Genomic DNA, 23,290 nt, shown 5'->3' on the forward strand with positions numbered 1-23,290 from the left:
GTTCTCTATCCCAAACGTTTTTATAGGTGTAAACGTAATAAACGGAACCTGCCTTGTTAATCAGAATCGGAGGAAGCTTCGGATTTGCCATTGATAGATCTTCATATATAATGATCTAGTTTAGCACAAAAAATCCTCAACTTCAACATTAACTTTATGTTTTATTGAGGATTTTTAAAATAATGAAGATCTAGAAACGCAAAATCTCAATTCCTTCTTACGTTGCCTTATTGAGTGAACATGACTTGTTTTGAAAGCTTTTCATATCTTGACCGCGACAAAATTTGACGTACAAAGGTCTAAATTAAGTCTTGAAGATAGATTTTTCTTCAGATTTCTACAAGGGACTCGAAGGAAGAGATATCTCAGCTTTTCTAGGTTCGGCGCGTGTTAAGGAGGGCCGCCGAGCCGACAAAAGGTTCAAGAATAATAAGGCGGTAAGAAAGAGGTCGTAAATTTTTAGCATCGCAGATGATGAGAATTCAGTTTCAGAGAACTGATTTCAGGAGCAGGATATGGCGGTCAGATACGTTGTCGAAGATAGCAGCTGGAGAGGAGAAGTTAACGTTCCTCGGAAAGAATTTGGCTTTAATCGTTTGCGCTATCTCTGGGAGCATTGTCCGACGGGTTTGCTTTATTTCCCGAATGCGAGTCAGGATGACGTTAATCATGATTTAGCCAGAGATATCAGGCTCAAGGTCAATGCACTTCGCTTCGGCTACATCTCTATCGACCTTAAGGACGGCGGGAAGGCCCTTTTTGTTTTCGACAGACGCATTAGACGACAAGACAACATAAGGTTGAAGGATTGGCTGGTAGCGCTAGGTGCCATTGCCGATCTTCCGTATATTGTCTATGCGCCGGCCGGTCGGGACTATCATCGCATCAATTCCTGGTTCTCTTTTCCCACCATGCGCGGAGCTATGGGCAGGAAGGTCATGGATTCCGAAATTTTGGCTAATACGCCTATCCGAGAAAACGTCATGGCTGATACGTTGATCGGGAAGCCTGGGATCACTGCCGAGCTGTCGGAAGCGGTAATCAATATGGCACCCGGCTTTGTCGAACATCCCTTCTTTGCGATACCGTGGCGTTTGGATAAGGCGATTCACGCACCCATTGAACTGCCGTCTGGGGAAAAAAGGACCGTCGATCAAGTCATAAAGCCTTACACGGAGCCGGTTCAAGTCAAGATTAGATGGGAGTAGCCTCCTACCAGCGGGAAGTTGCCAATCGAGTCCGTTGGTTGAAGTAACTAGAATATTCTCATAACTCAATCAACCCAAGGGCAAACAATGAAAAGACTTTTCTTGACCGCAGTTACCGCCTCACTTCTTTCTTCCGCTTTTTTGATCTCTGTTCCTGCTGCGCAGGCGGAAGAAGCTGCTTATAAACTGGTACTCCTCAGGCACGGAGAGAGCCAGTGGAATCTTGAAAAACGCTTCACTGGATGGTCGGACATCGACCTGACGGATAAAGGTCGAGCCGGAGCCGTTAAGGCAGGCGAGATTATGAAAGGAGCCGGCGTCAATTTCGATGAAGTTCACACCTCCAAGCTGAATCGTGCGATTGAAACTGCTCAGCTGGCTCAAAAAGGCATGTCTGCTCAATGGGTTCCGCTTCAAAAATTCTGGCGCTTGAACGAACGCTGCTATGGAGATCTCGAAGGCAAGAAACGTGAAGATGTTGCTAAAGAAGTCGGTGACGATCAAGTAAAGATTTGGCGAAGAAGTTTTGACGTTCCGCCCCCTTCTTTGGCTGTGACAGACGCTCGCTCACCGGTCAAGGATCCTCGTTACGCTGATCTGGATCCTCGCGTCATACCGGCCTCTGAAAGTCTCAAGGATGTGATTGCGCGCGTCGGTCCGTATTGGACAGATCAGCTGCGCCCGGCGATTAAATCCGGAAAGACCGTTCTTGTGGTCGGACACAGTACCAACCTCAGAGCCCTGTCTGCTTGGATCGAGCCGAACTTGGATGAGAAAGCGCTTCAGAAATTGGAAATTAAAAACACTAAGCCAATCCTGTATGAGTTTGACAAAAATATGAACGTGATCTGCAGGAAAGTATTAGAGCCGTCCACGGTGAAGAAAGAATAAGACAGACTCAATACTTCTGATTTTTCACGGATCAGGAGTCCGACAAAACAAAACGCCCGTCATTTCTGACGGGCGCTGCAGTCTTAGTAACTACTCAGAATTACTTGGCTTCGTGAGCGAGCTTTTCAGCTGTCTGCGGAGGTGTAGCACGCGGGATGATAACACCGGTGGGGTTCTCAGCAGCATTGCGGCCGGCGATACGACCGAATGTCACGATGTCAGCCATAGCGTTGCCGCCGAGACGGTTGCCGCCGTGGACACCGCCGGTAACTTCACCAGCAGCGAAGAGACCCGGGATAACGTTGCCCTTGTGGTTCAGAACCTGAGCTTCAGTGTTGATTCTCAGACCGCCCATTGTGTGGTGGACAGCCGGAGTAACCATAACTGCGTAGTAAGGAGCTTCGGTCAGAGGACGCGGCATGTCGGCACGGCCGAACTGAGCGTCTTTCTTGTCAGCCTGGAACTTGGCGTATTCGGCCAGAGTGGTCTTCAGGTTGTCAGCATTGATGCCGAGTTTCTGAGCGAGTTCTTCAGGTGTCTTGCCTTCAGTAACGAGACCCTTCTTGATGTATGTTTCGATGGCTTTCAGGCTCTTACGAACGCTGTTATCGAAGAAGAGGTAGCCGACTTTGTCAGTCTGCTTCAGTTCTGCAGCAGAAACGACGTCACGAGTCTGGAGTTCGTTGATGAAGCGTTTGCCTTCTTTGTTGACAAGGATAGCGCCGTTGCCGCGAACAGCTTCAGTGATCATTTCGCCGTTGCCGGGGACAACTGTCGGGTGAGTTTGAATCTGTTTCATGTCAACAGTAGCAGCACCGACCTTTTCGCCCATGATGATACCGTCACCGGTTGCGCCGGGCTGGTTAGTTGTAGCGAAGCCTTTCAGTTTCGGATCGATCTTAGCGACCATAGCCTGGTTGGCAGAGAAACCACCGGAAGCGATAACAACAGCCTTAGCGTGGACGATCTGAGCAGGTTTTTTGCCCTGTTTGAACTGAACGCCGACAACCTTGCCGTCTTTAACGATCAGCTTCTGAGCGTCAGCCATCGTACGGATGTCGATGTTGCGGTCTTTGGAAGCCTTGTAGAGAGTTCTAACAACTTCAGCACCGACGAAGCCGCCGCCTGTTGGACGGTGGGCGCGTTTCTGAGAAGCACCGGCCATCATGCCGACGTCGTTCAGGTCGCCGCCGAGGTCGTTAATGAAGTCGACAGAATACTTGGCGTTGTCAGTGAGTTTGTGGTCAAGGTCGGGGTTGTTGAGATAGTGGCCGCCCTTGATCGTGTCGTTGAAGTGAGACTCGATGGAATCTTTGATTCCGAGTTTAGCCTGAGGCTTTGTTTCGGCTGCGTTCAGACCGCCGGCTGCACGGTTTGTGTTGCCGCCGACCATAGCCATTTTTTCAAGAACGATAACTTTTTTGCCGAGGTCATGGGCTGTAACAGCAGCAGAGAGGCCTGCACCGCCGGAGCCGATAATGACGACGTCGGCTTGTTCAGCTGCAACTGCAGGCATTGCAAAAGCAGCGGAGACTAAAGAGGCCAAAAGAATTTTTTGCATTCGATTCTCCTGAATGAGTCAAGTAATTGTCAAACAGGGAGAGATTTTACGATAAGTTGCATTTTTTTGATAGGGTCATCCCTTAATCCAAAATACCGAATTAGCGGGTTAATTTTAATACTGTTTTATCAATAAGTTGGAGGGGAGTCTGTTACAAACATTCAATCCATCCTCCCTCATATTGGGATTTAAGGATAACCCTAAATCTATCGCTTATTTAGGTTTTCCAAAAACGACTTCTTCTATTTGTTCTGTAGAAGAGCCCGAGAAAATAGGAATATATTTCCCCGCCTTATTTTTGGAGACACCGAGCGGAACAGATGTCACTCCGGACCAGCGGGCGATTTTTGCATTGGTCCAAACTTCATCTCTATATTTTTGATCGACAGGGATACCTTCCGGATTTAACCCTCTGAACCCGGCGTCTTTGAAGTGGAGTTCGTGTTCTCCGTATTTTTCCCAAGGGTTAGATGAGGAGAGAATCATGGCCGCTTGAGAAATGCTGAGATCTCTTAGAACGGGAACCAGATACCAGACAAAGTTAACCTTGTCGGTGAGCGGCATCGTTGCATTCCAAAGACGTGAGCACCAAGGACATTGCGTATCAGAAACGATGACAACGGTGGGAAGATCGGAAGATGCTTTGGGATTCTTAATACCAAATCCGTTTGCAAGCATAGACTCGTATAAATGATCGAGCTGGGTTCCGGCTCGAAGACGCGGATACTCAGCTGAACTCGGAACGGTTTCGGGACGAATGCCGACTTTATCGGCTGCAAAGGCTGCTCCTGCAGAGAACGCGGCAGACACTGCTAACAATGTTCTTCTCAACATCTTCCTCTCCGGTTGTTTTGTTGATGTCTTTTTAGTGTATCGCCTAGAGGCGCCGGATAGACTCATCAATTCAAAAAAGAAGCAGGACGCACAAACAAAAACACCGGCCAGGACACAGGCCGGTGTTTTGATGCATTGAGCAGGAGAACATCATGCTCGGAAAACCGTTGCCAGCTTTCCCCAAAAAGCTTCTTTCGAACATCTGTAAGGTTTTGTGGAGCACCCCAATTACTCCAACCCCAAACAGAGGGTTTCGGTTTCCAGAATCTGAATAACCAAGATTGCTTGTGCAATATCGCGGTGGTGGTGCAATCGGTTCGTTCAGAACAGGAATAAGTATACATAAAAATTTTACGTTATTCAATATTGGAATAGCGAAATTTATTTTTTTAATTAGAGGCAAAAAAAAGCGTCAAGAGAGGAAGGTAAAGTTCCGTTCAAACCCATAAGGTCGGTAGAATGCAGGGATAAGAAGTGCACTTTAGGAAAAATAAAATCATGAGCTACACCATCGGAGAACTTGCTAAGAAATTCAATATTGCGCCCTCTGCACTTCGCTATTACGAAAAGGAAGGGCTCATCCCCGGCGTGAAAAGAAAGGCTTCGGGTGCACGCGAATTTGAAGCAAAAGACTGCGAAGTCTTGCTTCTGATCGACTGCCTTAAACAAAGCGGGATGTCTATTAAAGAGATATCTCACTTTATTGAACTCCTTCACGCCGGAGAAAGGACGCTGGAAGATCGTGCTGATATCCTGAGCGACCTAGAAGTCAAGTTCAAAGAGGAACTTAAGCGGCAGAAGCAAACATTAAAGCGCCTTCAGTATGAAAACTGGGTCTACCGACAGGCTGTCCGTCTAGGAAGTATCGAAGCGGTTGAAGAGCTGCCGTCGGCTTCAATGCCCAAGAAACTGCGCAAGATAAAGAAGAAAATCGATCGAATCTGCCGTCCTGAAGAAACGTTCTAATTATTAATTCGAAGCTTAAATGAAAGTCGTCGTTACAACAAAAGATTTTTGCGAAGAAGCGAAGCACTATTTAGAGTCTGAAGGTTTTGAAGTTGTGCTGCGCAACAGGCTGGGTATCGGCGCCGGTGCGCCTGACGACGTTCTGTATCCCGTGGTAGAAGACGCCAATGCGATCATTGCCGGAACAGAAACCTATCGTCCCGAGCTTCTCACACGTTTAAGTAACCTCAAGCTTATTTCCCGCAACGGCATCGGTTACGACGCGATTAATCTCGATGCACTTCGCAAAGAAGGCATCGGACTGACAAGAACCAAAGGCTTTGTTGAAGGCGCGGTTGCCGAACAGGTGATGGCTTATATCCTGTACTTTGCGCGGCGTGTTGATCTGCAAAGCGCCGATATGCATGACCACAGCTGGAACAGCCGCTTAATGCCGGGTGCTAAGAACCGCACTTTAGGGCTCGTCGGTTTTGGCGGCATCGGAACAGAAGTGGCAAAACGCGCAGTGCCTTTCGGGATGAAAGTAATTTATTTCTGTCGTCATCCGAATCCGGCTGATGATGCGGCTTACGGCGTGCAAAGCGTTTCGATGGAAGAGCTCCTCAAAGAAAGTGATTACGTTGTCGCTGCGGTGCCCCTTACGGATCAGACGTTTCATCTTTTCAACGAGGAATGCATTGCTCAGATGAAGGCCGGTTCGGTTCTGATCAATATTGCCAGAGGTCCGGTGGTTGACGAGGAAGCGCTTGCTCAAGCGTTGGCCTCCGGACATCTGGGCGGCTGCGCAGTTGACGTATTTCCGAAAGAACCGTGCACGGATTCGGTACTGACTCGTTATTCGAACGCCTTGCTGACGCCGCACTCCGCGACTTCGACCGCAGAGAACAGCAAAGCAACTAATTTCGCAGCGGCCAATAACCTCGTCAACTATTTGAAAAAAGATATTGACGCCAAATATGTCGTAGTCCAGGGGACCCGCTACTAACCGGTTATCCAAAAACAGAAAACCTCGGAAGGCTGAAAATCTTCCGAGGTTTTATTTAGTGTTAATCGCTTAACTCTGAGGCCGATTAGCGATGAATGTTATAGCGGAGCCAAACGTAGCCGGAACCGACGGTTTCGCAGTCGATTAATTCCAGACGATTCTTCTTGAGCGGCTCAACGACACCCTGGCATTCAATGACGGAAGGATGACCGGATTCACCGTCAAGGCCCGGGTAAACAATCATGCTCAGTTCATCAACCAAGCCCATCTGAAGGAAGTTGCCGCAGGTAATGGCGCCGCCTTCGAGGAGCATGTGTTTTACATTGAAATCCTGTTCGAGGTGTTTGAGGGCACTCTGTGTTTCTTCAAGCTTGGAACCGGGTGTACGCATGATGTAGGAAACGCCGATTTCTTCCAGTTCTTTCTGATAAGCACGAGTGACATGGCTTCCGAGGACGGCAACGATATGTTCGCCGCTGGGAAGGGTCGGAGATTTGTAGTGGAGGCGGCCTTGGATATCGAATACGACGGCAAGCGGCCTGCCTTCGCGTTTACCGATGAACGTATTCGTCTGCATGGTCTTGTGGCCTTCCATCGGTTCTTTTTCTTCTACGACATCAGCGCCGTACTCGGCCATGGTTTTGCGTCCGACGATCCAGCCGTCTGCGGATAATTTTGCATCAGCGGCTTCATAAACCTCTGTGACACTGGAGGAGGCGTTGTAGAGAGGACTCCAGTATTTGGAAATCAGGCGACCGTCAACGGACATGATCATATGGCAGGTAATTTTCATTTTGCGTCTCCTTTTTTGACGTGGTGGAGAGGGCGAGAGCCGAAGGGATGTACGGTGGGATGCGGCGGCTCCGCGCCCGTATTCTAAGTATGCTCCAAGTTGGAGCATAAGTGAAGAGGAAAAACCGCAGATAAAAGCCCTAACTCACGCAAGGGGTTAGGTCAAATGTGCACTGAATTGGTGCTTGGTTAGGCGAGGGTTTTTCTTTCCTGAGAGTGAGAATCTTTGAGGCTCAGATATTCAGAAGTTGGCACGAATTATGCATGGTGATGGTTAGATCCCACGAGATCGTACAACAAACTAATCAGGAGCCCTTATGAAACTCATATTTGCGGTTTTTAAACCCTTCAAGCTCGATGAAGTCAGAGAAGCGCTGACTGAAATCGGTATCACCGGAATGACGGTAACGGAAGTCAAAGGTTTCGGACGCCAAAAAGGCCACACGGAACTGTACCGCGGTGCGGAATACGTCGTGGATTTTCTCCCGAAAGTTCAAATTATGGCGGCATGCCCCGACGGGTTGATCGATATTGCGACAGAAACGATCCGCAATGCGGCAAACACGGGAAAGATCGGAGACGGCAAGATTTTTGTGATGCCGTTGGAAGAAGTGGTTCGTATTCGTACAGGTGAAACAGGGGAAGGTGCATTATGAGAGTCACAGCCTTACTTTTAGCTCTGCTTTCTCCCGCGGCATGGGCGGCGGAAGAAAGTGCAATGAACGCAGCCGACGTGTCATGGATGATGGTCGCAACGACACTCGTGCTCTTTATGACAATTCCCGGCATCGCGCTCTTTTATGCCGGCATGGTACGAAAGAAAAATGTTTTATCCGTCGTGATGCAGAGCTTTGCAATTTGCTGCTCGATTACGATTGTTTGGTATGTCTGCGGTTACTCTCTCGCTTTTACCGAAGGCAACTTCTTTATCGGCGGCTTTGACAAAGTTTTCCTTCACGGCATCGGTATTAACACGATGCAGGGTTCCATTCCTGAAATGCTCTTCATGATGTTCCAGATGACGTTTGCCATTCTGACGCCTGCCCTGATGTGCGGTGCCTTTGCAGAACGCATGAAGTTCTCGGCGCTGTTCCTCTTCATGGTGCTTTGGTCTCTGTTTTGCTACGTGCCGATCTGTCACTGGGTTTGGGGTCCGGACGGCTGGCTAGCTGCCGCAGGTGCGTTGGACTATGCCGGCGGTACTGTTGTTCACATCAACGCCGGTGTTGCAGGTTTAGTGGCCTGCTTAATGCTCGGCAAGCGTATCGGTTACGGAAAAGAGGCGATGGCCCCGCACAATCTGATTCTTGCCATGGTCGGTGCCTGCTTCCTGTGGATCGGCTGGTTCGGATTTAACGGCGGATCCGGCTTGGCCGCTGACGGCCGTGCTGTGATGGCTATTGTGGTTTCTCAGATTGCTGCGGCCGCTGCTGCTCTGATTTGGATGGCCTGCGAATATGTAGAAAACAAGCGTTTCACTGTGTTGGGCGCGATTTCCGGTGCGGTGGCCGGCTTGGTTGCGATTACACCGGCCTCAGGCTTCGTTGAGCCGGCACCGGCACTTTTCATCGGCTTATGCGGCGGCTTTATTTGCTACTTCGGAGCCACTCGACTTAAGCACTGGCTTGGCTACGATGATTCCCTGGATGCCTTCGGCGTTCACGGCGTCGGCGGTATTGCGGGCGCCATCCTGACCGGTGTGTTTGCCTCTGAAGCGATCACGGGTTCAGCGATGAAGCCGGTTCTTGAACAGGTTTGGATTCAGACAGAAAGCGTCATTGCTACTCTGATCTACGCATCGATCGTTACCTATGTTCTCTTGAAACTCGTTGATGTCATGATCGGCATCCGAGTCTCTGCGGAAGAAGAACGGATGGGTCTGGACTTAAGTCTGCACGGCGAACGCGTGGAATAACTCACCGGCAAACCATTCAACGCAATCGAGGGCCGTTAAGGCCCTCGATTCGTTCAGAGATGAAAGGCTGAAGTTCCTGTTGAAGAGCTTTAGCCTTGTTCGTCAACAGAAGAGGTTAGAAGATCTGACCCCTTACTGAGCTGTCATGGATCAATGCGCCTATCGGATCATCGGTGGCGGGTTGATCAAGGCCCAGGTTCGGAATAGCATCCTTACGATTGGTGTAGTAGAGATTGCCGCCTTCTTCGGTCACACCCGGAGGCGCTTTGCGAACAACGTTAGGTTCGTTCTTGATGGCGTCTCTCATGTAATCAATCCAAACCGGAAGCGCTAAACCGGCGCCCTGCGCTCTGCGGCCTAAGCTGCGGGGCTGGTCAAAGCCCATCCAGACGGCTGCGCATTGATCTCCGGCGTACCCGACAAACCAAACGTCAAACGCATCGTTACTGGTACCGGTCTTGCCGGCGATGTCGGTACGTTTAAGCGAAGCGGTTGCGCGAGCTGCCGTACCGGAAGTGGCGACACCGTGCAGCATCTGATGCATGATGTATGCGTTGCGCGGGTCAAGCGCCTCAACTCCGGCGACTTTTTCTGCTTCTGCGGTTGACTGCATCAGAACTTTGCCGGAAGCATCGGTGACCTTAGAAATTAAGTACGGCTCGGTTCTTCGGCCGATATTGGCAAAAACGGAGAAGCCTTCCACCATCTGCCACGGAGTAACGGATCCGGCACCGAGGGCCATAGACAAATGCGGCGGATGTTTATCCGAGTCAAAGCCGAAACGCTGGATGAAGTCCACTGCATAGCGAGGCGTGATCGCCTGAAGAATTCGAATTGAAACGAGGTTTAGCGATTTCTTCAAGGCGTCCTTCATCATGATCGGGCCGCTGAACTTGCCGGAGAAGTTCTTCGGATTCCACTTCTTAAAGCCGGTTTCAGACGGATCCAAGACGATCGGAGCGTCATTGATGACTGTCTGCGGAGAAAATCCTTTCTCGATCGCAGCTGAATAAATAAAAGGCTTAAAGGACGAGCCCGGCTGACGCCACGCTTGAGTGACGTGATTAAATTTATTCAGGGCGAAGTCATAGCCGCCGACCATTGCTTTGATGGCGCCGGTGTTGTACTCTGTCGCAATAAAAGCGGCCTCAGCCTGAGGAATTTGGGTGATTTCCCAGTAGCCTTCCTTGTTGCTCTGAAGTCTCAGCACGGATCCCGGGACGATCTTGATATCGGCCTTAGCTTTCGGCTGGAGAGCTCTCTTTACGAAATCCAGGCCTTTGCCCGTAATGGAAATGACTTTGCCGTGAGACATCTGAACTTTAACTTCCGTCGGCGAGACTTCTAAGGCGACAACCGCCGGCATATCGGTGGCAATCAAAGCTTCCTGAAGCGCGTTGGAAATGTTTTGTTCTCGTGTCTTGGGATCGCTGATATCGACTTTTGCCTCTGGACCGCGATAGCCTTGGCTGTGGTCGTAAGACTGCAGGTGGCTTCTGAGAGCTTTGTAAGCGTAGCCCTGGTCTTCCGAATTAATCGTGGTGTAGACGTTCAGACCGCGGGTGTAGGTTTCCTGCTGGAAGATATCAAACATTAACGTGCGAACGAGTTCGGCAACGTACTCGGCATGAAGAGACTCGTTCATGCGGGTCGGCGTGCCGACTTGTTCGGCAACACGGGTCAGACGCGTCTGAATCGGAGCATTCACTTCTTTTTGATACTCAGCTTCGGAGATATAGCCCAAATCTCTCATGCGGCCGAGCACATAGTCTCGACGCATCTTGGCGCGTTTGGGACTTGCGAACGGGTTGTAAACCGAGGGCGCGGCTGGAAGACCTGCCAGAGTGGCAGCTTCTCCGGCCGTCAGCTGCTGAAGGCTTTTGCCGTAGTAAGTGCGGGCAGCTGCAGCAAAACCATAAGCACGGTTGCCGAGGAAGATCTGGTTCATGTAGATCTGAAGAATCTCATCTTTACTGAGGTTCGCTTCGATCTTGAAAGCCATGGCGACTTCGTAGAGTTTACGAATGTAGCTTCGTTCGCTGGAGAGGAAGAAGTTGCGGGCGACCTGCATCGTAATAGTGGAGGCGCCCTGGCTCTTTCTGCCCGTGGCTAAGTTATTCAGCGCAGCACGAATGAAGCCTTTGGGCTCGATACCGGCGTGCTGGTAGAAGCCGTCGTCTTCTGCAGAAATCAAAGCTTCTTTGACGAGCGGCGGGATTTCATTAATCGTGACGAAGTCGCGGCGTTCTTCGCCGAACTCGGCAATGAGTTTGCCGTCCGCGGTCCACACACGCATCGGAACCTTCGGCTTGTAGTCGACGACAGTGTCAATCGGAGGGAGCTGAGAGTAAACGAGGGCGAAGACAAAAAGCGCTAAACCGACGCCGGCCAAAGCGAGGGCAATGCAGGTTGCGACGAAGCCCTTGAAGAAGCCCCACAGCCTGCTTCCTCCTTTACGAGGCGCAGGGGCTTTCTTCGGAGATTTGTCGGCGGAACGAGCCGGCGTTGTTTTCTTGGTATCAGCCACAATATTCTCACGTTAATTGTTTGTATGAGCGCCTAATTTTACCTTTTAGGGACGAAGGAGTGCGCCGCTCATCAATCTCTTATCGGATGAGGGCGCAATCCTGACTGTTACAAACTGTAGCGGCTGACCGCCCTTAGGCGAAGAGACTATTGACCAAAATCACGTAAACAGCTGTTCCGGCAAAGATCGAGAGAAGCGGTTTTTTAACAAACCATTGGACAATCAAAGTAAGGAAGACGCCTGCAGCTTCGGGGACAGGAAGGCCGCCTCTGGCGAGTGCCGAACTGGTCGAAGCGTGCAAAACCAAAAGAACCATAATGGCAAGCGGCAGGAAGTCGCCAACGACACCGACCCACCGCTGTTTGCGCAGCCAGGAGGAGCAGGCAAACGGGAGAAGGCGCTCGGCTGCGGTTACTGCGCCCATGGCGATGAACACTGTAAAGAGATACACGTAATCATTCATGGCTCGAACCTCCGGCGGAGCGGGCGACTTTAGGAAGCGGGTTCTTTTGGAAGGCAAAAAGGATGGCGCCTAATGCACAAATGGCAATGGCGATCGCCAGTGCATTGTCGGCACCAATAAAGCGAGCGACGGCATAGCCGATCAAGGCAACCCAGAGCGGTTTAGAGTTGACACGTCCGCGCCACTGTTCGCAGAGAAGCATCGCAAAAAGACTCGTGAGAACAAAGTCGAAACCGGCCAGTTCAATCGTAGCGGCCGCGCCGAGCAAGCCGCCGATCAGACTTCCGAGAATCCACCATGAATAATCGAAGAGCGCGATCAGAACCAGGCGGTCGATGGGCGCGTCTTTCTTCTCTGTTGTAATAAGCGAGTAAGTCTCATCGGTCAGCAAAAAGGCAATCAGCCATTTTTTCCAACCGGCGGAATGAAGACGATCTAATAAAGAGAGACCGTAGAAAACATGTCGAAGGTTGACGACAGCGGTCGCAAAGGCGATGGAAGCAACCGACATGTCTGCCGCCAGCATCGGAATCATCATGTATTGGACCGCTCCTCCGTAAATCAGGACCGAGCTGATCGGCGGAATCCACCACGAAGCTCCGGCTTGAACGCAAAGGAAGCCGAACACGATGCCAAGCGGAATGTAACCCATACACACCGGGATAGAGGCAGTAAAGGCGTTTTTCACTAGGGAACTTTGAAGCTGCATTTCTATTTTTAGGATTTAACGTACTAATTCTTCTTGTAGAAATCCATTTTAGTGAGCAAAAACTTTGATTGAACGAAACGCTGGAAAAAACGCACGATCCTAGGCGTAAGTTCGCAGAATGAGGCCCTCGCACCTTAGATTAATAAGAGGAACCGAAGAAAGCCTGAGAACACTATGTTTTGGAATTTATTCTGGCCGATTGCGCTGATCACGCTGGCAAACTGTTTCTACAACATCTGTACTAAGTCCACGCCTGAGCAGGCGAATCCTTTCCTCTCGCTGTGCGTGACTTACTTAACAGCCGCGGCGGTTTGCATTTCGATCTTTATCTTTTCTCAGTCGAGAGAGGCCGTTTCTCTGGAACTCTCGAAACTCAATTGGACGGCGCCGACGCTCGGTTTGGCAGTGGTAGCCTTAGAAGTCGGCTACATCCTTACGTATCGTGCCGGATGGAAAATCAACACGGCTTCTTTGGTGACTAATATCGCTCTTGCCATCCTTTTGCTGTTCATAGGATTCTTGTTTTACGGCGAACCGATTACCGGACGGAAATTACTCGGCGTCGTCATTTGCTGTATCGGTTTGTTTTTCCTGATCAAATGATCAGCGATTGATCCTCAGGATTGAAAGCGCGTTGCTAAAATTTAGAACATTCGCAGCTGAGTAAAGCAAAGGAGCTATATGGCAGTACAACCTCCGAACCGAACGATATTTCTCGTCGGAATGATGGGCGCCGGGAAGTCGACGATCGGCAAAGCGCTGGCTGCATTAATGGGGACGAAATTCGTCGATCTCGACCGAGAGCTGGAAGAGCGCTGCGGAGTCTCAATTCCTCACATTTTCGAGACGGAAGGTGAAGCCGGCTTCAGGTGCCGGGAAACCCGCCTTCTGCAGGAATATGCGAAAGCATCCGATATGGTCGTTGCCACCGGCGGCGGAGTTGTGACCCGTGAAGAAAACCGAGAAATACTGAAAGCGTCTCCGGCTGTCGCAGTTCACCTTAAAGTCAGTCCTGAAGAATGTTTCCGGCGCACTCAGGGCACTGATAGGCCTTTGCTCCAATGCGCGGATCCGATGGAGAAGATTTGCCGTCTGCTGCAGGAAAGAGGACCTTTGTACGAGGAAGTTGCCGATATCTCCTATGAGACGGATGGAATGAAGGCAGCACGCGCGGCCCAAGAACTCCTCAACAGCATCCATCAACACCAACTCGTTAAAGAACAAGAATGAAAGAAGTACAAGTCAAAGTTCCCGGCCACTCCTACACCATTAAGTTAGGGTCGGGCGTGATCAAAGAGCTCCCGGCGGAATTGAAACGACTCAACCCTTCCAGCTGTCTCATCGCCACCAATATTACGGTTGGTTCGCTCTATCTAAAAAAGGCTACCGATCTTTGCAATGGGATGTGCCGCACGGAATCGGTCGTCCTGCCTGACGGCGAGGCTTATAAAGACTGGGGCAGTGTCTCGGCAATTCTTGAAAAACTTGCCTCGATGGGGGCAGATCGCAAGTCAGTGGTAATTGCACTCGGAGGCGGCGTGGTCGGAGACCTCGCCGGCTTTGCGGCCGCGATTTATATGCGCGGTATCCGCTTTATTCAGGTTCCGACAACACTACTGGCGATGGTGGACTCTTCCGTCGGTGGAAAAACCGGTATGAATATGACGGCAGGAAAAAACTTAGTCGGCACTTTTCACCAGCCCGAAGCCGTGATTGCCGACTCCGACTTTTTGCGTACTCTGCCGGAAAGAGAAATCGGCGCCGGCATTGCGGAAATTATTAAGCACGGTGTCTTAGCAGATAAAACTTATTTCGAAGAGCTCGAGCGTGACATGGAGAAGTTAAGGGCGCTCGACCCCGAGACGGTGGCCGAAGTGGTCGGACGATCCTGCGAGATTAAGGCCGGCGTCGTCTCCCGAGATGAAAAAGAAAAGGGCGAACGCGCCAAACTGAATCTCGGTCACACATTCGGTCACGCCATTGAAAAGCTCACCGGTTACGGCACGTGGCTGCACGGTGAAGCGGTGGCTGTGGGCACCGTTTTGGCGGCAGTGACCGCTGAAAAGCAGGGCAAAATCAACTGTGGGGATGTTAAGCGGATTCAAGATTTGATCCATCGAGCAGGACTGCCAGTCCGCATTGCTGGCATCAGTGCCTCAAAAGCGATTGAGGCGATGAAAGGTGATAAAAAGAGCACCAAAGGCGTTCCCCACTTTATTCTGCCGGTCGCGATCGGAACAACGGTGATCGAAGAGGTTCCCGAAGGCCTGATCAAGGAAGCCCTTCTGGAAGAAGGATATGAGCCATGATTACGGAAGGTTTTGAACTGGCGGATTACGCCTGTAGTTCTGCAAACTCTCGAGGGCGAGCGATTGAGGAAAAGAGCAGTACGTCGCGTACCGAGTTTCAGCGTGACCGCGACCGCATCATCCATAGTTCCGCTTTCCGCAGACTGGAATACAAGACGCAGGTCTTTGTAAATCACGAAGGAGATCTCTTCCGCACGCGCCTGACGCATACGCTGGAAGTGGCTCAGATTGCCCGCACAACCGCGACGCTTTTGAAGATCAATCCCGATTTAACGGAAGCCATTGCACTGGCGCATGATCTCGGCCACACGCCCTTCGGCCACTCCGGCCAAACGGCGCTGGATCGCTGCATGGCTGATCACGGCGGATTTGAACACAACCTTCAGTCGCTGCGAATCGTCGACCTGCTGGAGGATCAGTATCCGAACTTTGACGGACTGAATCTGACGTGGGAGACCCGAGAAGGGATTCTGAAGCACTGCAGCCGGGAAAACGCCCTGCGCCTCGGCGCTTTAGGCGAACGTTTCTTGAAAGGCGAGCAGCCTTCTCTTGAAGCGCAGCTCGTCAATATTGCCGATGCGATTGCCTACAGCACGCACGATATCGATGACGGCCTGCGCGTTGGCTACCTCGATGAAAAAGACCTCGTCGAAAACGTTCCGCTGTACGCCGAATACCATGCGCAAGTCGATGCGGAATATCCGGATATTCAGGAGCGCCGCAAGCAAAAGGAAGTGGTGAGGCGGCTGATCGGTTACATGGTCGATGACTTGGTCTCCACGAGTCGGGCCAATATTGAAGCCGCACAGCCGAAGTCTCCGGATGATGTCAGGGCTTTGAAGACGCCGCTGATTTCCTTCTCGAAAGAGGCCCAGGCTCAAATGAGGATTTTGAAGAGCACTTTAATGGACAAGCTCTACCGCCATTACCGCGTTTTGAGGGCGGTAGAAAAGTCCGCCAACATGATTACTCAGCTCTATCAAACTTTTGCCCGTACACCGGCACTGCTGCCGCCGCTCTACCAAGAACGGTCTAAGCGTTACGGTGTGGAGCGGACGGTGGCTGATTACATCGCCGGCATGACCGATCGATATGCGGTCTTAGAATTTAACCGGGTGCTGAATCCGGCTTTCGAAATCTGATTTAAAAGCGCAAAAAAAATCAGCCGATTCTCGAGAGGAGAACAGGCTGAAATTTTATGAGTTGATCGCGCTTAAACGATGGTGTTCATCTGTCCTGCATAGAGGATGAACAGGCGCAAGCACATCATGCCGGCGATCGCACAGGTTCCTGCAAAGTAGAAGGAAACCTTGGACTCGGTATTTTTGCCTGCAATGAGAGACGCGATCAGCGGGATACCGAAACCGATACCGACGGCACCGACCCAGAAGACGACTGCCCAGATGCCGTCTGTGAAAGCGCTGAAGGCAAGTTTGGCAGATTCGTTGCCGGAGAGCAGGGCAATGGCGATCATGAACAGGCAGAAAGCCTCGGTTGCCATGACCGGCCATTCGGCCTGGTGCATTGCATGCATGTCGGGATCTTCTTCGCGAGCTCCGAAGCAGCAGGCGGCCAAAATCTTAGTGGCAGCCATACCGGCGGAAATACCGGACGCAACGAAGAGAGCGGGAAGAACAGCCGTGTTGATCAGCGGGAAACGGATCAGCGCAGAGATCAGGAAGCCGGTGTAGGCGCAGATGGCAATCGCCAGCACCATGACGACGGCATTGATCCAGACGCGGAATTTTTCCAGCCGGTCGCAGACCGGTTTAACCCAGCCTAACAGCGGCCACTTGCTGAAGGTATCTGCAAAGGACATCACCATAAGTACTGCAACCAGCGGGATATAGAAGAGCAGCAGCATGACGCCGATACTCATCACACTCGTCGGGTTGTAGTAGACCAGAATTCTCCAGAAGTACAGAGGATTGGTCAGGTCAAGTACTAAGCAGAGCATACCGAGCAGGATGGTTGCCAGACCGATAATGCTTGCAGATTTGATGATGGGCGTTGTTTCCGTCTTATGCCTAAAGAAATTAAGCATAAGGGCAACGGCAACCGCACCGCCCGAGATACCGGCTAAGAACAGATAGACGGCAATTGGCCAGGGCCATGCGATGCCCTCGGATAAACCTATTGTAAAGTTGATGGCTCCGTCCATTTAAATTTTCTCCTTCATCACCGGGATGTAACGCAGACTCGGTTCGGTACCAAGATAGGTGCGAACCCGGACGGCATCCTTCACGTCTAACAGCTTGGCGACGTAAGAGTTCGGATCGTTCAGATCGCCGAACGCCAAAGCACCGTAACGGCACTTAGAGACGCAGGCAGGATCCTCGCCCTTTGCCAATTTGGTATGCAGACAGAAGTCGCAGTTTTCAGCAACGCGGGTCTGTGGGTTGATAAAGCGGACGTTGTACGGGCAAGCGGCGATGCAGTATTTGCAGCCGACGCATTTGTCCGGGTCCATCGTCACGATGTTGGTTTCCGGATCGCGGTGAGCTGCCTGTGTCGGGCAGACGCGAACACAGGGCGCATCGAGACACTGCTGACAAGAAACACGAACATATTTGCGTTCGCAGTCGCAGGGCTCGATTTTTCCGCAGTACGGGCAAGCCGTTCCGGGTTCTCTCCCGTTCTGGCGCTCTAAAGCCAGACGGAACACACCGGCAGGTGTCTTGTTGGTTTCGGCGCAAGCTTCTTTGCATTCGCCGCAGCCGACGCACTTGTTCTGGTCAAAGACCATGACATAGTGGGGCTTGGCAGAACCTTGCGTTACTCCCTGAGCCTGAGCACTCTTAATGGGAGCGCTCTTTTTCTCAGAGCAGCCGGCCAGCGTGAGAACGAACAGAGAACTGGCAGTCGTGCCCTTAATGAAAGTTCGCCTGTTGATGGTACTCACAATGTATCTCCTCGGCGGAATAAATCCGCGCTATAGGAGCTCGGAAGAGCGGCCCAAAGACGCTCCCCCGGACTCCTTTATTTTGTTGCTATCTTGTTGTAACCGCCCTTGTCCATGATCTGCTGGGCTTTGGCAAGATAAGCCTGTGCGGTCTTAACTTGGTCAAGCAGATAGTTCTGGGCGTGCATACCCCAGGAACCGTCTTTCTTAATCATGGTTGCAATCTGGTCGGCTTTGTCGAGAAGAAGTCTGGCGTCGGTTTGGTCGGCTGGGCTCAGACGAGTAACTTCAAGAAGCTTTCTCATGCGGGGAATGGCTCCGGCGATTTCTTTGTAGCCTTCCTTGATCGGAGTCTGCCACTTCAGAGTTTCGCCGTAGACCTCTTTCTGATCCTGATAGATCAGGCCTTCGTCGAGTTTGGACGTTGCCGGGTTATGGCAGCCTTTGCCTTCGAAGACTGTGTAGTCGGCAGGCGTGTTGCGTGCGCAGCTCCACATCAGGTCAACGTATCCGTTTCCGTCTTCGTCCTTGGCCATGACATAGCCTTTGGCCGTGCCGTCCTTACCGACCTTGACTTCACCTTCAACCATAGAGGAGGCCTTCGGGTCGACAAGGATCTTGTAAGTATGGATGCGGCGCAGAGCCTTGGGGCCGGCAGCGTTCTGATCGGTCGAATAGTCGGCGGCAGAAGCAACGTTCGGCATATGGCAGGCAATGCAGTCGAGCTTGTCATGTGTATCGGTGTGCGCAAACACATCGGCCTGAACCGTATGGCAGTCCTGGCAGGTCTGACGGATGACGGGTTTGTTCACAACGGCCATCCAGGCGACGCCGTCAAGACTTCTCGGATCGTGACAGGTGTTGCAGCTCACGCCCTTCTGAGCATGGACGCTCATGAAGTGCTGATCGGCTTTTTCATGGTATGCCTTGCCGGCGAGCTGGGTCTTTTGGTCTTTGGTCAGATCGGGCTTGGCATCCTTAGCGATACCGAGAGAAGCCATGAACTTAGGTTTTTCGGGGATGTTGATTTGATTAACGTTGTAAGAACCTTCTGCGGCACAGGCGGCAGAAAAACCGATCGCTGCCAGGCAGGAGAGAGTTAACGTTGTAATTTTGGTAAGCATAGTATTTTGCACCTTTATGTCGGCGGCCCGTTCGAGGCGTTCCGCCGGGAGTCTTTACTAGAGCATCTGAGCTTCGCCCTGATCCATTTCCTCCGCGAGGAAGTCCGCCATAGCATCTTCAAGGTAAGTTGAAGAGTAGAGATACACGGTTCCGGCGGATGTCACGGTCACCCGAATGTCTTTGGCGTTGGGATCTTCAGCGATTCGATCGAGGACATCCTGGATCACGGTCGGATCGATTCGGAAGGGCGCAAATTCAAAGGTGAACACTCCGACGGGACGCGGATAGACGCGGGAACTTTCGCGAACCGTGTCCAAAATCTGCTCGTAAGGATTGTTCTGCGTAGAAAGCAGTCTGGCGTACGAGGCAGAAAGCAGCGGAGAGAAATGGTAATAGTGCTTGCTATCCCAGCTCGTGAGATCTTCAATGCCGTACTGACCTTTGAGTACTTCGGCTAAAACGGTTTCGAAGTACTCCGGCGTGATCTCTCTGGGTGCGGACTCAGCTTCCGCCGGCTCTTCCTTAAGGTCGGCAAGACTTAATTCGCCACTGAAGAGAGAACCGAACATCTGTCTGCGGGAGATCAGACGTCTGCGCTCTTTCTCTTCGGGGCTGTCGTCGGCCTTATTGCGCAGCTTTCTTTCCATTTCCGGGATGGCTTCGTATTCGGCCTTGATCTGAGAAACGGGAATGGGCTGTTGCAGGGGAGCCTTACTGAGGAATTCGTCTTGAAGGTCTTCGTGCGTTACCAGTTCAACCTTGCGGCTGTGTTCGGTAATCAGATCGATCAGCAGGACGATGTCAGCTTTGAGCTGGGCGGCATCCATTGCGGAGTTGGCTTCAGGGTGATTCATAATTTACTACTCTATTTTCCGGGGATTAAGCCTTCTTTCTGCATGACAGGGATAACGAATTCGAGATTGATATCCTTGTAAGCCTGTTCGGTCGGGGCGCCGGTGGCGGGATCCCAGTTGATCAGCTTGAAGAAGATATCGAAGCTCTTTTCAATGTCACCCTGATCCATACGGATCGTGCCTTTCGTGAATGCCGGTTTGTCCTTGGCATCTGTAAAGATCCAGGCCGGATAGAAGTCATGGTTCTTGCGCATATTGACTTCATTCATTTCGCGCATGGTGTAGGCGCGATGCAGCGTGAAGGCGCGGAAGCCGGCGTCATCAAGCTGCTTAGCAGTTGTATTTCTGCCGGTTAAGGCGCGATAAACCTTGCCTTCCATGTCATCGTCACCGATGTAGTTTTCGGACTTGTTGGGAGACACAACCCACGGAGCCATCCAAGAGCAAAGACCGAGCATGTCGTGCAGTTCTTTGCGGCAGATGATCCAGCGCAGACGGCGCATCTTGGCTTCATTGGTAGGCGTGTAGTCGCCGACTTCGTCGACGGCATCGCCGCTTCCCCAGAAGTGTTCGGCAATCTGTTTCTTCACATTGATCGGCAGACCGCTGCGTGTGAAGTTCACGGTGCCGTGGCACATCGGGTCACGGTTGTAGAGGCAGTTCAGAACCACGCCGACCTGACCGTCGTCTTCGTTGGCGTGATGTTTCGGATGGCCGAGACCCCAGTAGTTTGTGGATTTGTCTGTGGACCAGTCGGATTCGGGGATGCCGAAGTGACCAAGCATGTAAGGCGTGCTTTCGCCGAGCCACTTGCCCATTTCACCCTGACGATAGGCGATGCGCTGGAACAAATCCTGCAGGAAGGAAGCGTCGCAGTCTTCAATCTTCTGCCAAGGAATGGAGTTGTATTCCTTTTCAGGAAGAACCTTCTTCCAGAGGCCCTTGACGTACATCTTCTTGAAGTCGCGGTGAAGCTGACCGTAGTTGCACCATACGCCGAGGTCGTCCATTGTCTGGATGCCGACCATGGAAGCCTGACGGGCTGCCGGCAGGTCGCGTTTCGTGGCAATCTTCGGGAAGATCACGCGGCCGAAGTACAGAGACATACAGGTCTGTTCGGTCATCTTATTGATGTGATAGCGGGCAGCAGCTTCTTCGTCTTCAACGATCGAGTAGCAGCGCAGCGGGCAGGAGTAGCAGCCGTTGTTGCGGACCTGAATCTTCAAACCCTGAGGTTTGCCGAGGAAGAACTGGCTGGCGCACCAACGGTAAGAAATCTTGTTGGGGCTGCGCATATCTTCACCGAGCGTGATCGGCGGATTGGCTTTCTGCCAAACGTTGCCCGGCATACCGTTCCAGCGGCTGCCCGGGGCCCAGAATTCAAACAGGGGGTTCGGGGCGGACGGAACGACGTGCTGGTTCAGAGAACCGAACAGATCGATGTTGCGTTCGGTGATCTTCTGCCATTCTTTCTTGTCGGCATGAATGTGGATCGGCTGGTCGCCGATGATAACGACGCCTTTGAGTTTCTTGGATCCGAAGACGGAGCCGACACCGCCGCCGGAATGCTGACGGGCGCTGATGAGCACGGACATCGGAACGAGGTTTTCACCGGCCGGTCCGATCACGGCGATAGAAGCCATCGGAGAGGTCTGGTCGGCAAGCATCTGCTGTGCACGACGGGTGCCCTGGCCCCAAATGCCTTTGGCGTCGCGCAGTTCGACTTCGTCGTTGTTGATGTAGAGGTAAACCGGTTTTTCAGATTTACCTTCGATGATGATGAAGTCATAGCCGGCCTGTTTGAGGCGTGCAGCCATGTCGCCGCCGATATGAGCGGAGGCAATCATCGGCATCGGATAGATTGTCGGATAAATGGTCGTAATGGAAGTACGGCTCGAGCAGAGGGCGCCGGATCCGGAGAAGGGTCCCGGAGCGATCACGAGCTTGTTGGCTTCATCAAGCGGCTGAGTCTTCGGAGGAACTTCGTCCCAGAAAACACGGTAGCCCAAAGCAGTTCCGCCGATTTCGTCTTTAAATCTCGGGAACGTCGGTTCTTTGGTGATTTTGCCGGTTGTTAGATTTACACGCAGGCCCTGACCGGTGTAGCCATATCTTTTTTGAATATTGTCCATAGCAGTTCCTTAGAGATTTAATTAACCATGGCAGACCGAGCACTGGTTAGCATTTTCTTCAGGCAGATAGCCGTGGGTCGGACGTCTTGCGGGTTCGCCGGAACGATCCTTCCAAGGCATATAGGTCAGAGCGGCAGCCGGGCAGGCTTTCACGCATTTCGGTTCGCCGTCGCAAAGGAAGCACTTGCTGGCTTTCTGTTTTTCGCGGTCGAAGCTCATCATGTCCCACGGACAGGCTTTCTGGCAGAGTCCGCAGCCTATGCACTTGTCTTCATCCACATAGCGGGCGCCGGTCTTGGGGTCGACGCGGATGGCACCCTGCGGGCAGGCATTAGCACAAGGGACAGGGTGGGCGCACTGACGGCAGGTGTCCTGATAGACAGTGCTGTCGCCCCAAACGCCCTGCAGAGGACGTGCACCGGGGTTGCCCGGACCGTACCAAATATTGCGGCCGATACGAATACGAGCCAGAACCGGGTCGTTCTTACCGTCGTTAAATTCGGTACAAGCCATTTCGCAGCGCTGGCAGTCGACGCAGAGAGAGGGATCGCCGACGATTAAGCCCTTTGGAGTTTCCAAAATAATGTAGGGCTGAGCGCCGGTCTGCGCGCGGGATTGATTCATAGCAGCAAATGCTGCGGTTACGGTAGCTACCTGCAGGAAGCCGCGTCGAGTAATGTCTTGGGGCAGATTTACCCGAGACATTAGGTCTTTCAGATCAAACATGATTTCAATTTCTCCTGATGGAGGAACGACAGAGACTGTCGCAGAGAGAGAACGCAGGGACGAAGCTAGGAGAGACCCTGCGAGTCCGTTGTGGTGCAGAGATTAGATTCGGGCAACAGACCAGCCGTCGCTGCCGACGGGTTTGATTGTCCAGCGAGTGAGAAGGATCGGTTCTGTGGCGGAGAAAACAACCGAGGGAAGCTCACGTGAGAGAGCCTTTGCGTAAACTACTTCTTTGAATCTGGTTGTCATTTTGTTCTCCGCAGCTAGTAAAAAATTCTAAAATTACGTTATCTAATTAGAAAAAGAAGTATAATAAGACCATGAATGGAGGAACTTCATGGCCGGTCGTACCCGTAAATTTAATCCCGTCTTATCCGAACAAGACAAA

General features: G+C 51.7%; 23 protein-coding genes. 10 read left to right on the top strand and 13 right to left on the bottom strand.

What is annotated here, in order from left to right; genetic code table 11:
- Positions 1-515 precede the first annotated feature (515 nt).
- Entirely contained in the window at positions 516-1,208 is a 693-nt protein-coding gene (locus tag ACZND6_RS10520) for a hypothetical protein (protein WP_008864931.1), read from the top strand.
- An 87-nt stretch (positions 1,209-1,295) separates the two neighbouring features.
- Positions 1,296-2,099: a 2,3-bisphosphoglycerate-dependent phosphoglycerate mutase gene (locus ACZND6_RS10525; RefSeq protein WP_008864932.1), complete on the top strand. Its 804-nt coding sequence runs from the start codon at positions 1,296-1,298 to the stop codon at positions 2,097-2,099.
- Between the two features lie 100 nt (positions 2,100-2,199).
- On the opposite strand, the gene ACZND6_RS10530 is transcribed toward ACZND6_RS10525, so the two are convergent.
- Complete coding sequence (locus ACZND6_RS10530; RefSeq protein ID WP_021867590.1) at positions 2,200-3,660, bottom strand: flavocytochrome c; 1,461 nt, start codon at positions 3,658-3,660, stop codon at positions 2,200-2,202.
- Positions 3,661-3,873: 213 nt separating this feature from the next.
- A complete protein-coding gene (locus ACZND6_RS10535; protein WP_050749091.1) occupies positions 3,874-4,494 on the bottom strand; it encodes a hypothetical protein in 621 nt (206 codons plus the stop codon).
- Between the two features lie 498 nt (positions 4,495-4,992).
- On the opposite strand from ACZND6_RS10535, the gene ACZND6_RS10540 reads away from it, so the two are divergent.
- Both ACZND6_RS10540 and ACZND6_RS10545 read left to right on the top strand, forming a co-directional pair.
- Positions 4,993-5,460 carry a MerR family transcriptional regulator gene (locus tag ACZND6_RS10540; protein ID WP_008810467.1) on the top strand — a complete coding sequence of 156 codons (468 nt, stop codon included), beginning with the start codon at positions 4,993-4,995 and terminating at the stop codon, positions 5,458-5,460.
- A 19-nt stretch (positions 5,461-5,479) separates the two neighbouring features.
- Positions 5,480-6,445: an NAD(P)-dependent oxidoreductase gene (locus ACZND6_RS10545; RefSeq protein WP_270208761.1), complete on the top strand. Its 966-nt coding sequence runs from the start codon at positions 5,480-5,482 to the stop codon at positions 6,443-6,445.
- Positions 6,446-6,530: 85 nt separating this feature from the next.
- Here the strand turns inward: ACZND6_RS10545 and ACZND6_RS10550 are convergent, their stop codons facing one another.
- Positions 6,531-7,238: a dihydrofolate reductase family protein gene (locus tag ACZND6_RS10550; RefSeq protein WP_008810470.1), complete on the bottom strand. Its 708-nt coding sequence runs from the start codon at positions 7,236-7,238 to the stop codon at positions 6,531-6,533.
- A gap of 316 nt (positions 7,239-7,554) precedes the next feature.
- On the opposite strand from ACZND6_RS10550, the gene ACZND6_RS10555 reads away from it, so the two are divergent.
- Together ACZND6_RS10555 and ACZND6_RS10560 are read left to right on the top strand one after the other, a co-directional pair.
- On the top strand, positions 7,555-7,893 hold the full coding sequence (locus tag ACZND6_RS10555; RefSeq protein WP_008810471.1) for a P-II family nitrogen regulator: 339 nt from the start codon (positions 7,555-7,557) through the stop codon (positions 7,891-7,893).
- Complete coding sequence (locus tag ACZND6_RS10560) at positions 7,890-9,152, top strand: ammonium transporter (protein ID WP_008810472.1); 1,263 nt, start codon at positions 7,890-7,892, stop codon at positions 9,150-9,152. The genes ACZND6_RS10555 and ACZND6_RS10560 overlap by 4 nt, the downstream gene beginning before the upstream one ends.
- A gap of 115 nt (positions 9,153-9,267) precedes the next feature.
- On the opposite strand, the gene ACZND6_RS10565 is transcribed toward ACZND6_RS10560, so the two are convergent.
- From ACZND6_RS10565 to ACZND6_RS10575, 3 genes are all read right to left on the bottom strand, one after another.
- Complete coding sequence (locus ACZND6_RS10565) at positions 9,268-11,679, bottom strand: penicillin-binding protein 1A (protein WP_008810473.1); 2,412 nt, start codon at positions 11,677-11,679, stop codon at positions 9,268-9,270.
- 133 nt (positions 11,680-11,812) lie between these two features.
- The gene (locus tag ACZND6_RS10570; RefSeq protein WP_008810474.1) at positions 11,813-12,142 is read right to left on the bottom strand and encodes a branched-chain amino acid transporter permease; all 330 of its coding nucleotides are present in this window, start codon (positions 12,140-12,142) and stop codon (positions 11,813-11,815) included.
- The gene (locus tag ACZND6_RS10575; RefSeq protein WP_489524644.1) at positions 12,135-12,851 is read right to left on the bottom strand and encodes an AzlC family ABC transporter permease; all 717 of its coding nucleotides are present in this window, start codon (positions 12,849-12,851) and stop codon (positions 12,135-12,137) included. Before ACZND6_RS10575 ends, ACZND6_RS10570 begins: the two co-directional genes overlap by 8 nt.
- Positions 12,852-13,025: 174 nt before the next feature.
- Between ACZND6_RS10575 and ACZND6_RS10580 the strand changes: the two genes are divergently transcribed.
- From ACZND6_RS10580 to ACZND6_RS10595, 4 genes are all read left to right on the top strand, one after another.
- Positions 13,026-13,454: an EamA family transporter gene (locus ACZND6_RS10580; RefSeq protein ID WP_302295608.1), complete on the top strand. Its 429-nt coding sequence runs from the start codon at positions 13,026-13,028 to the stop codon at positions 13,452-13,454.
- 78 nt (positions 13,455-13,532) lie between these two features.
- Entirely contained in the window at positions 13,533-14,081 is a 549-nt protein-coding gene (locus ACZND6_RS10585) for a shikimate kinase (protein WP_008810477.1), read from the top strand.
- Entirely contained in the window at positions 14,078-15,160 is a 1,083-nt protein-coding gene (gene aroB, locus ACZND6_RS10590; protein ID WP_008810478.1) for a 3-dehydroquinate synthase, read from the top strand. Before ACZND6_RS10585 ends, aroB begins: the two co-directional genes overlap by 4 nt.
- A complete protein-coding gene (locus ACZND6_RS10595; RefSeq protein WP_008810479.1) occupies positions 15,157-16,302 on the top strand; it encodes a deoxyguanosinetriphosphate triphosphohydrolase in 1,146 nt (381 codons plus the stop codon). The genes aroB and ACZND6_RS10595 overlap by 4 nt, the downstream gene beginning before the upstream one ends.
- 71 nt (positions 16,303-16,373) lie before the next feature.
- On the opposite strand, the gene nrfD is transcribed toward ACZND6_RS10595, so the two are convergent.
- The 7 genes from nrfD to ACZND6_RS10630 form a co-directional block, all read right to left on the bottom strand.
- Complete coding sequence (nrfD, locus tag ACZND6_RS10600) at positions 16,374-17,321, bottom strand: NrfD/PsrC family molybdoenzyme membrane anchor subunit (protein WP_021867594.1); 948 nt, start codon at positions 17,319-17,321, stop codon at positions 16,374-16,376.
- Positions 17,322-18,062 (bottom strand): 4Fe-4S dicluster domain-containing protein, encoded by a 741-nt coding sequence (locus ACZND6_RS10605; RefSeq protein ID WP_008810481.1) that lies wholly within the window; start codon positions 18,060-18,062, stop codon positions 17,322-17,324.
- Between the two features lie 77 nt (positions 18,063-18,139).
- Positions 18,140-19,186, bottom strand: a complete 1,047-nt coding sequence (locus tag ACZND6_RS10610; protein WP_300875954.1) for a cytochrome c3 family protein — start codon at positions 19,184-19,186, stop codon at positions 18,140-18,142.
- Positions 19,187-19,243: 57 nt separating this feature from the next.
- Positions 19,244-20,041 (bottom strand): hypothetical protein, encoded by a 798-nt coding sequence (locus tag ACZND6_RS10615; RefSeq protein ID WP_008810483.1) that lies wholly within the window; start codon positions 20,039-20,041, stop codon positions 19,244-19,246.
- Positions 20,042-20,052: 11 nt separating this feature from the next.
- Complete coding sequence (locus tag ACZND6_RS10620; RefSeq protein WP_008810484.1) at positions 20,053-22,173, bottom strand: aldehyde ferredoxin oxidoreductase N-terminal domain-containing protein; 2,121 nt, start codon at positions 22,171-22,173, stop codon at positions 20,053-20,055.
- Positions 22,174-22,194: 21 nt separating this feature from the next.
- Entirely contained in the window at positions 22,195-22,899 is a 705-nt protein-coding gene (locus ACZND6_RS10625) for a 4Fe-4S dicluster domain-containing protein (protein WP_008810485.1), read from the bottom strand.
- 102 nt (positions 22,900-23,001) lie between these two features.
- The gene (locus ACZND6_RS10630) at positions 23,002-23,151 is read right to left on the bottom strand and encodes a hypothetical protein (RefSeq protein WP_008864573.1); all 150 of its coding nucleotides are present in this window, start codon (positions 23,149-23,151) and stop codon (positions 23,002-23,004) included.
- Positions 23,152-23,290: the final 139 nt, after the last annotated feature.

Source organism: Parasutterella sp., from assembly GCF_057870745.1.

What these genes read in the sequence shown, in the direction of transcription:
- ACZND6_RS10520 (WP_008864931.1), top strand. Translation starts at nt 516, where the DNA reads ATGGCGGTCAGATACGTTGTCGAAGATAGCAGCTGGAGAGGAGAAGTT.
- ACZND6_RS10525 (WP_008864932.1), top strand. Translation starts at nt 1,296, where the DNA reads ATGAAAAGACTTTTCTTGACCGCAGTTACCGCCTCACTTCTTTCTTCC.
- ACZND6_RS10530 (WP_021867590.1), bottom strand. Translation starts at nt 3,660, where the DNA reads ATGCAAAAAATTCTTTTGGCCTCTTTAGTCTCCGCTGCTTTTGCAATG.
- ACZND6_RS10535 (WP_050749091.1), bottom strand. Translation starts at nt 4,494, where the DNA reads ATGTTGAGAAGAACATTGTTAGCAGTGTCTGCCGCGTTCTCTGCAGGA.
- ACZND6_RS10540 (WP_008810467.1), top strand. Translation starts at nt 4,993, where the DNA reads ATGAGCTACACCATCGGAGAACTTGCTAAGAAATTCAATATTGCGCCC.
- ACZND6_RS10545 (WP_270208761.1), top strand. Translation starts at nt 5,480, where the DNA reads ATGAAAGTCGTCGTTACAACAAAAGATTTTTGCGAAGAAGCGAAGCAC.
- ACZND6_RS10550 (WP_008810470.1), bottom strand. Translation starts at nt 7,238, where the DNA reads ATGAAAATTACCTGCCATATGATCATGTCCGTTGACGGTCGCCTGATT.
- ACZND6_RS10555 (WP_008810471.1), top strand. Translation starts at nt 7,555, where the DNA reads ATGAAACTCATATTTGCGGTTTTTAAACCCTTCAAGCTCGATGAAGTC.
- ACZND6_RS10560 (WP_008810472.1), top strand. Translation starts at nt 7,890, where the DNA reads ATGAGAGTCACAGCCTTACTTTTAGCTCTGCTTTCTCCCGCGGCATGG.
- ACZND6_RS10570 (WP_008810474.1), bottom strand. Translation starts at nt 12,142, where the DNA reads ATGAATGATTACGTGTATCTCTTTACAGTGTTCATCGCCATGGGCGCA.
- ACZND6_RS10575 (WP_489524644.1), bottom strand. Translation starts at nt 12,851, where the DNA reads ATGCAGCTTCAAAGTTCCCTAGTGAAAAACGCCTTTACTGCCTCTATC.
- ACZND6_RS10580 (WP_302295608.1), top strand. Translation starts at nt 13,026, where the DNA reads ATGTTTTGGAATTTATTCTGGCCGATTGCGCTGATCACGCTGGCAAAC.
- ACZND6_RS10585 (WP_008810477.1), top strand. Translation starts at nt 13,533, where the DNA reads ATGGCAGTACAACCTCCGAACCGAACGATATTTCTCGTCGGAATGATG.
- aroB (WP_008810478.1), top strand. Translation starts at nt 14,078, where the DNA reads ATGAAAGAAGTACAAGTCAAAGTTCCCGGCCACTCCTACACCATTAAG.
- ACZND6_RS10595 (WP_008810479.1), top strand. Translation starts at nt 15,157, where the DNA reads ATGATTACGGAAGGTTTTGAACTGGCGGATTACGCCTGTAGTTCTGCA.
- nrfD (WP_021867594.1), bottom strand. Translation starts at nt 17,321, where the DNA reads ATGGACGGAGCCATCAACTTTACAATAGGTTTATCCGAGGGCATCGCA.
- ACZND6_RS10610 (WP_300875954.1), bottom strand. Translation starts at nt 19,186, where the DNA reads ATGCTTACCAAAATTACAACGTTAACTCTCTCCTGCCTGGCAGCGATC.
- ACZND6_RS10615 (WP_008810483.1), bottom strand. Translation starts at nt 20,041, where the DNA reads ATGAATCACCCTGAAGCCAACTCCGCAATGGATGCCGCCCAGCTCAAA.
- ACZND6_RS10620 (WP_008810484.1), bottom strand. Translation starts at nt 22,173, where the DNA reads ATGGACAATATTCAAAAAAGATATGGCTACACCGGTCAGGGCCTGCGT.
- ACZND6_RS10625 (WP_008810485.1), bottom strand. Translation starts at nt 22,899, where the DNA reads ATGTTTGATCTGAAAGACCTAATGTCTCGGGTAAATCTGCCCCAAGAC.
- ACZND6_RS10630 (WP_008864573.1), bottom strand. Translation starts at nt 23,151, where the DNA reads ATGACAACCAGATTCAAAGAAGTAGTTTACGCAAAGGCTCTCTCACGT.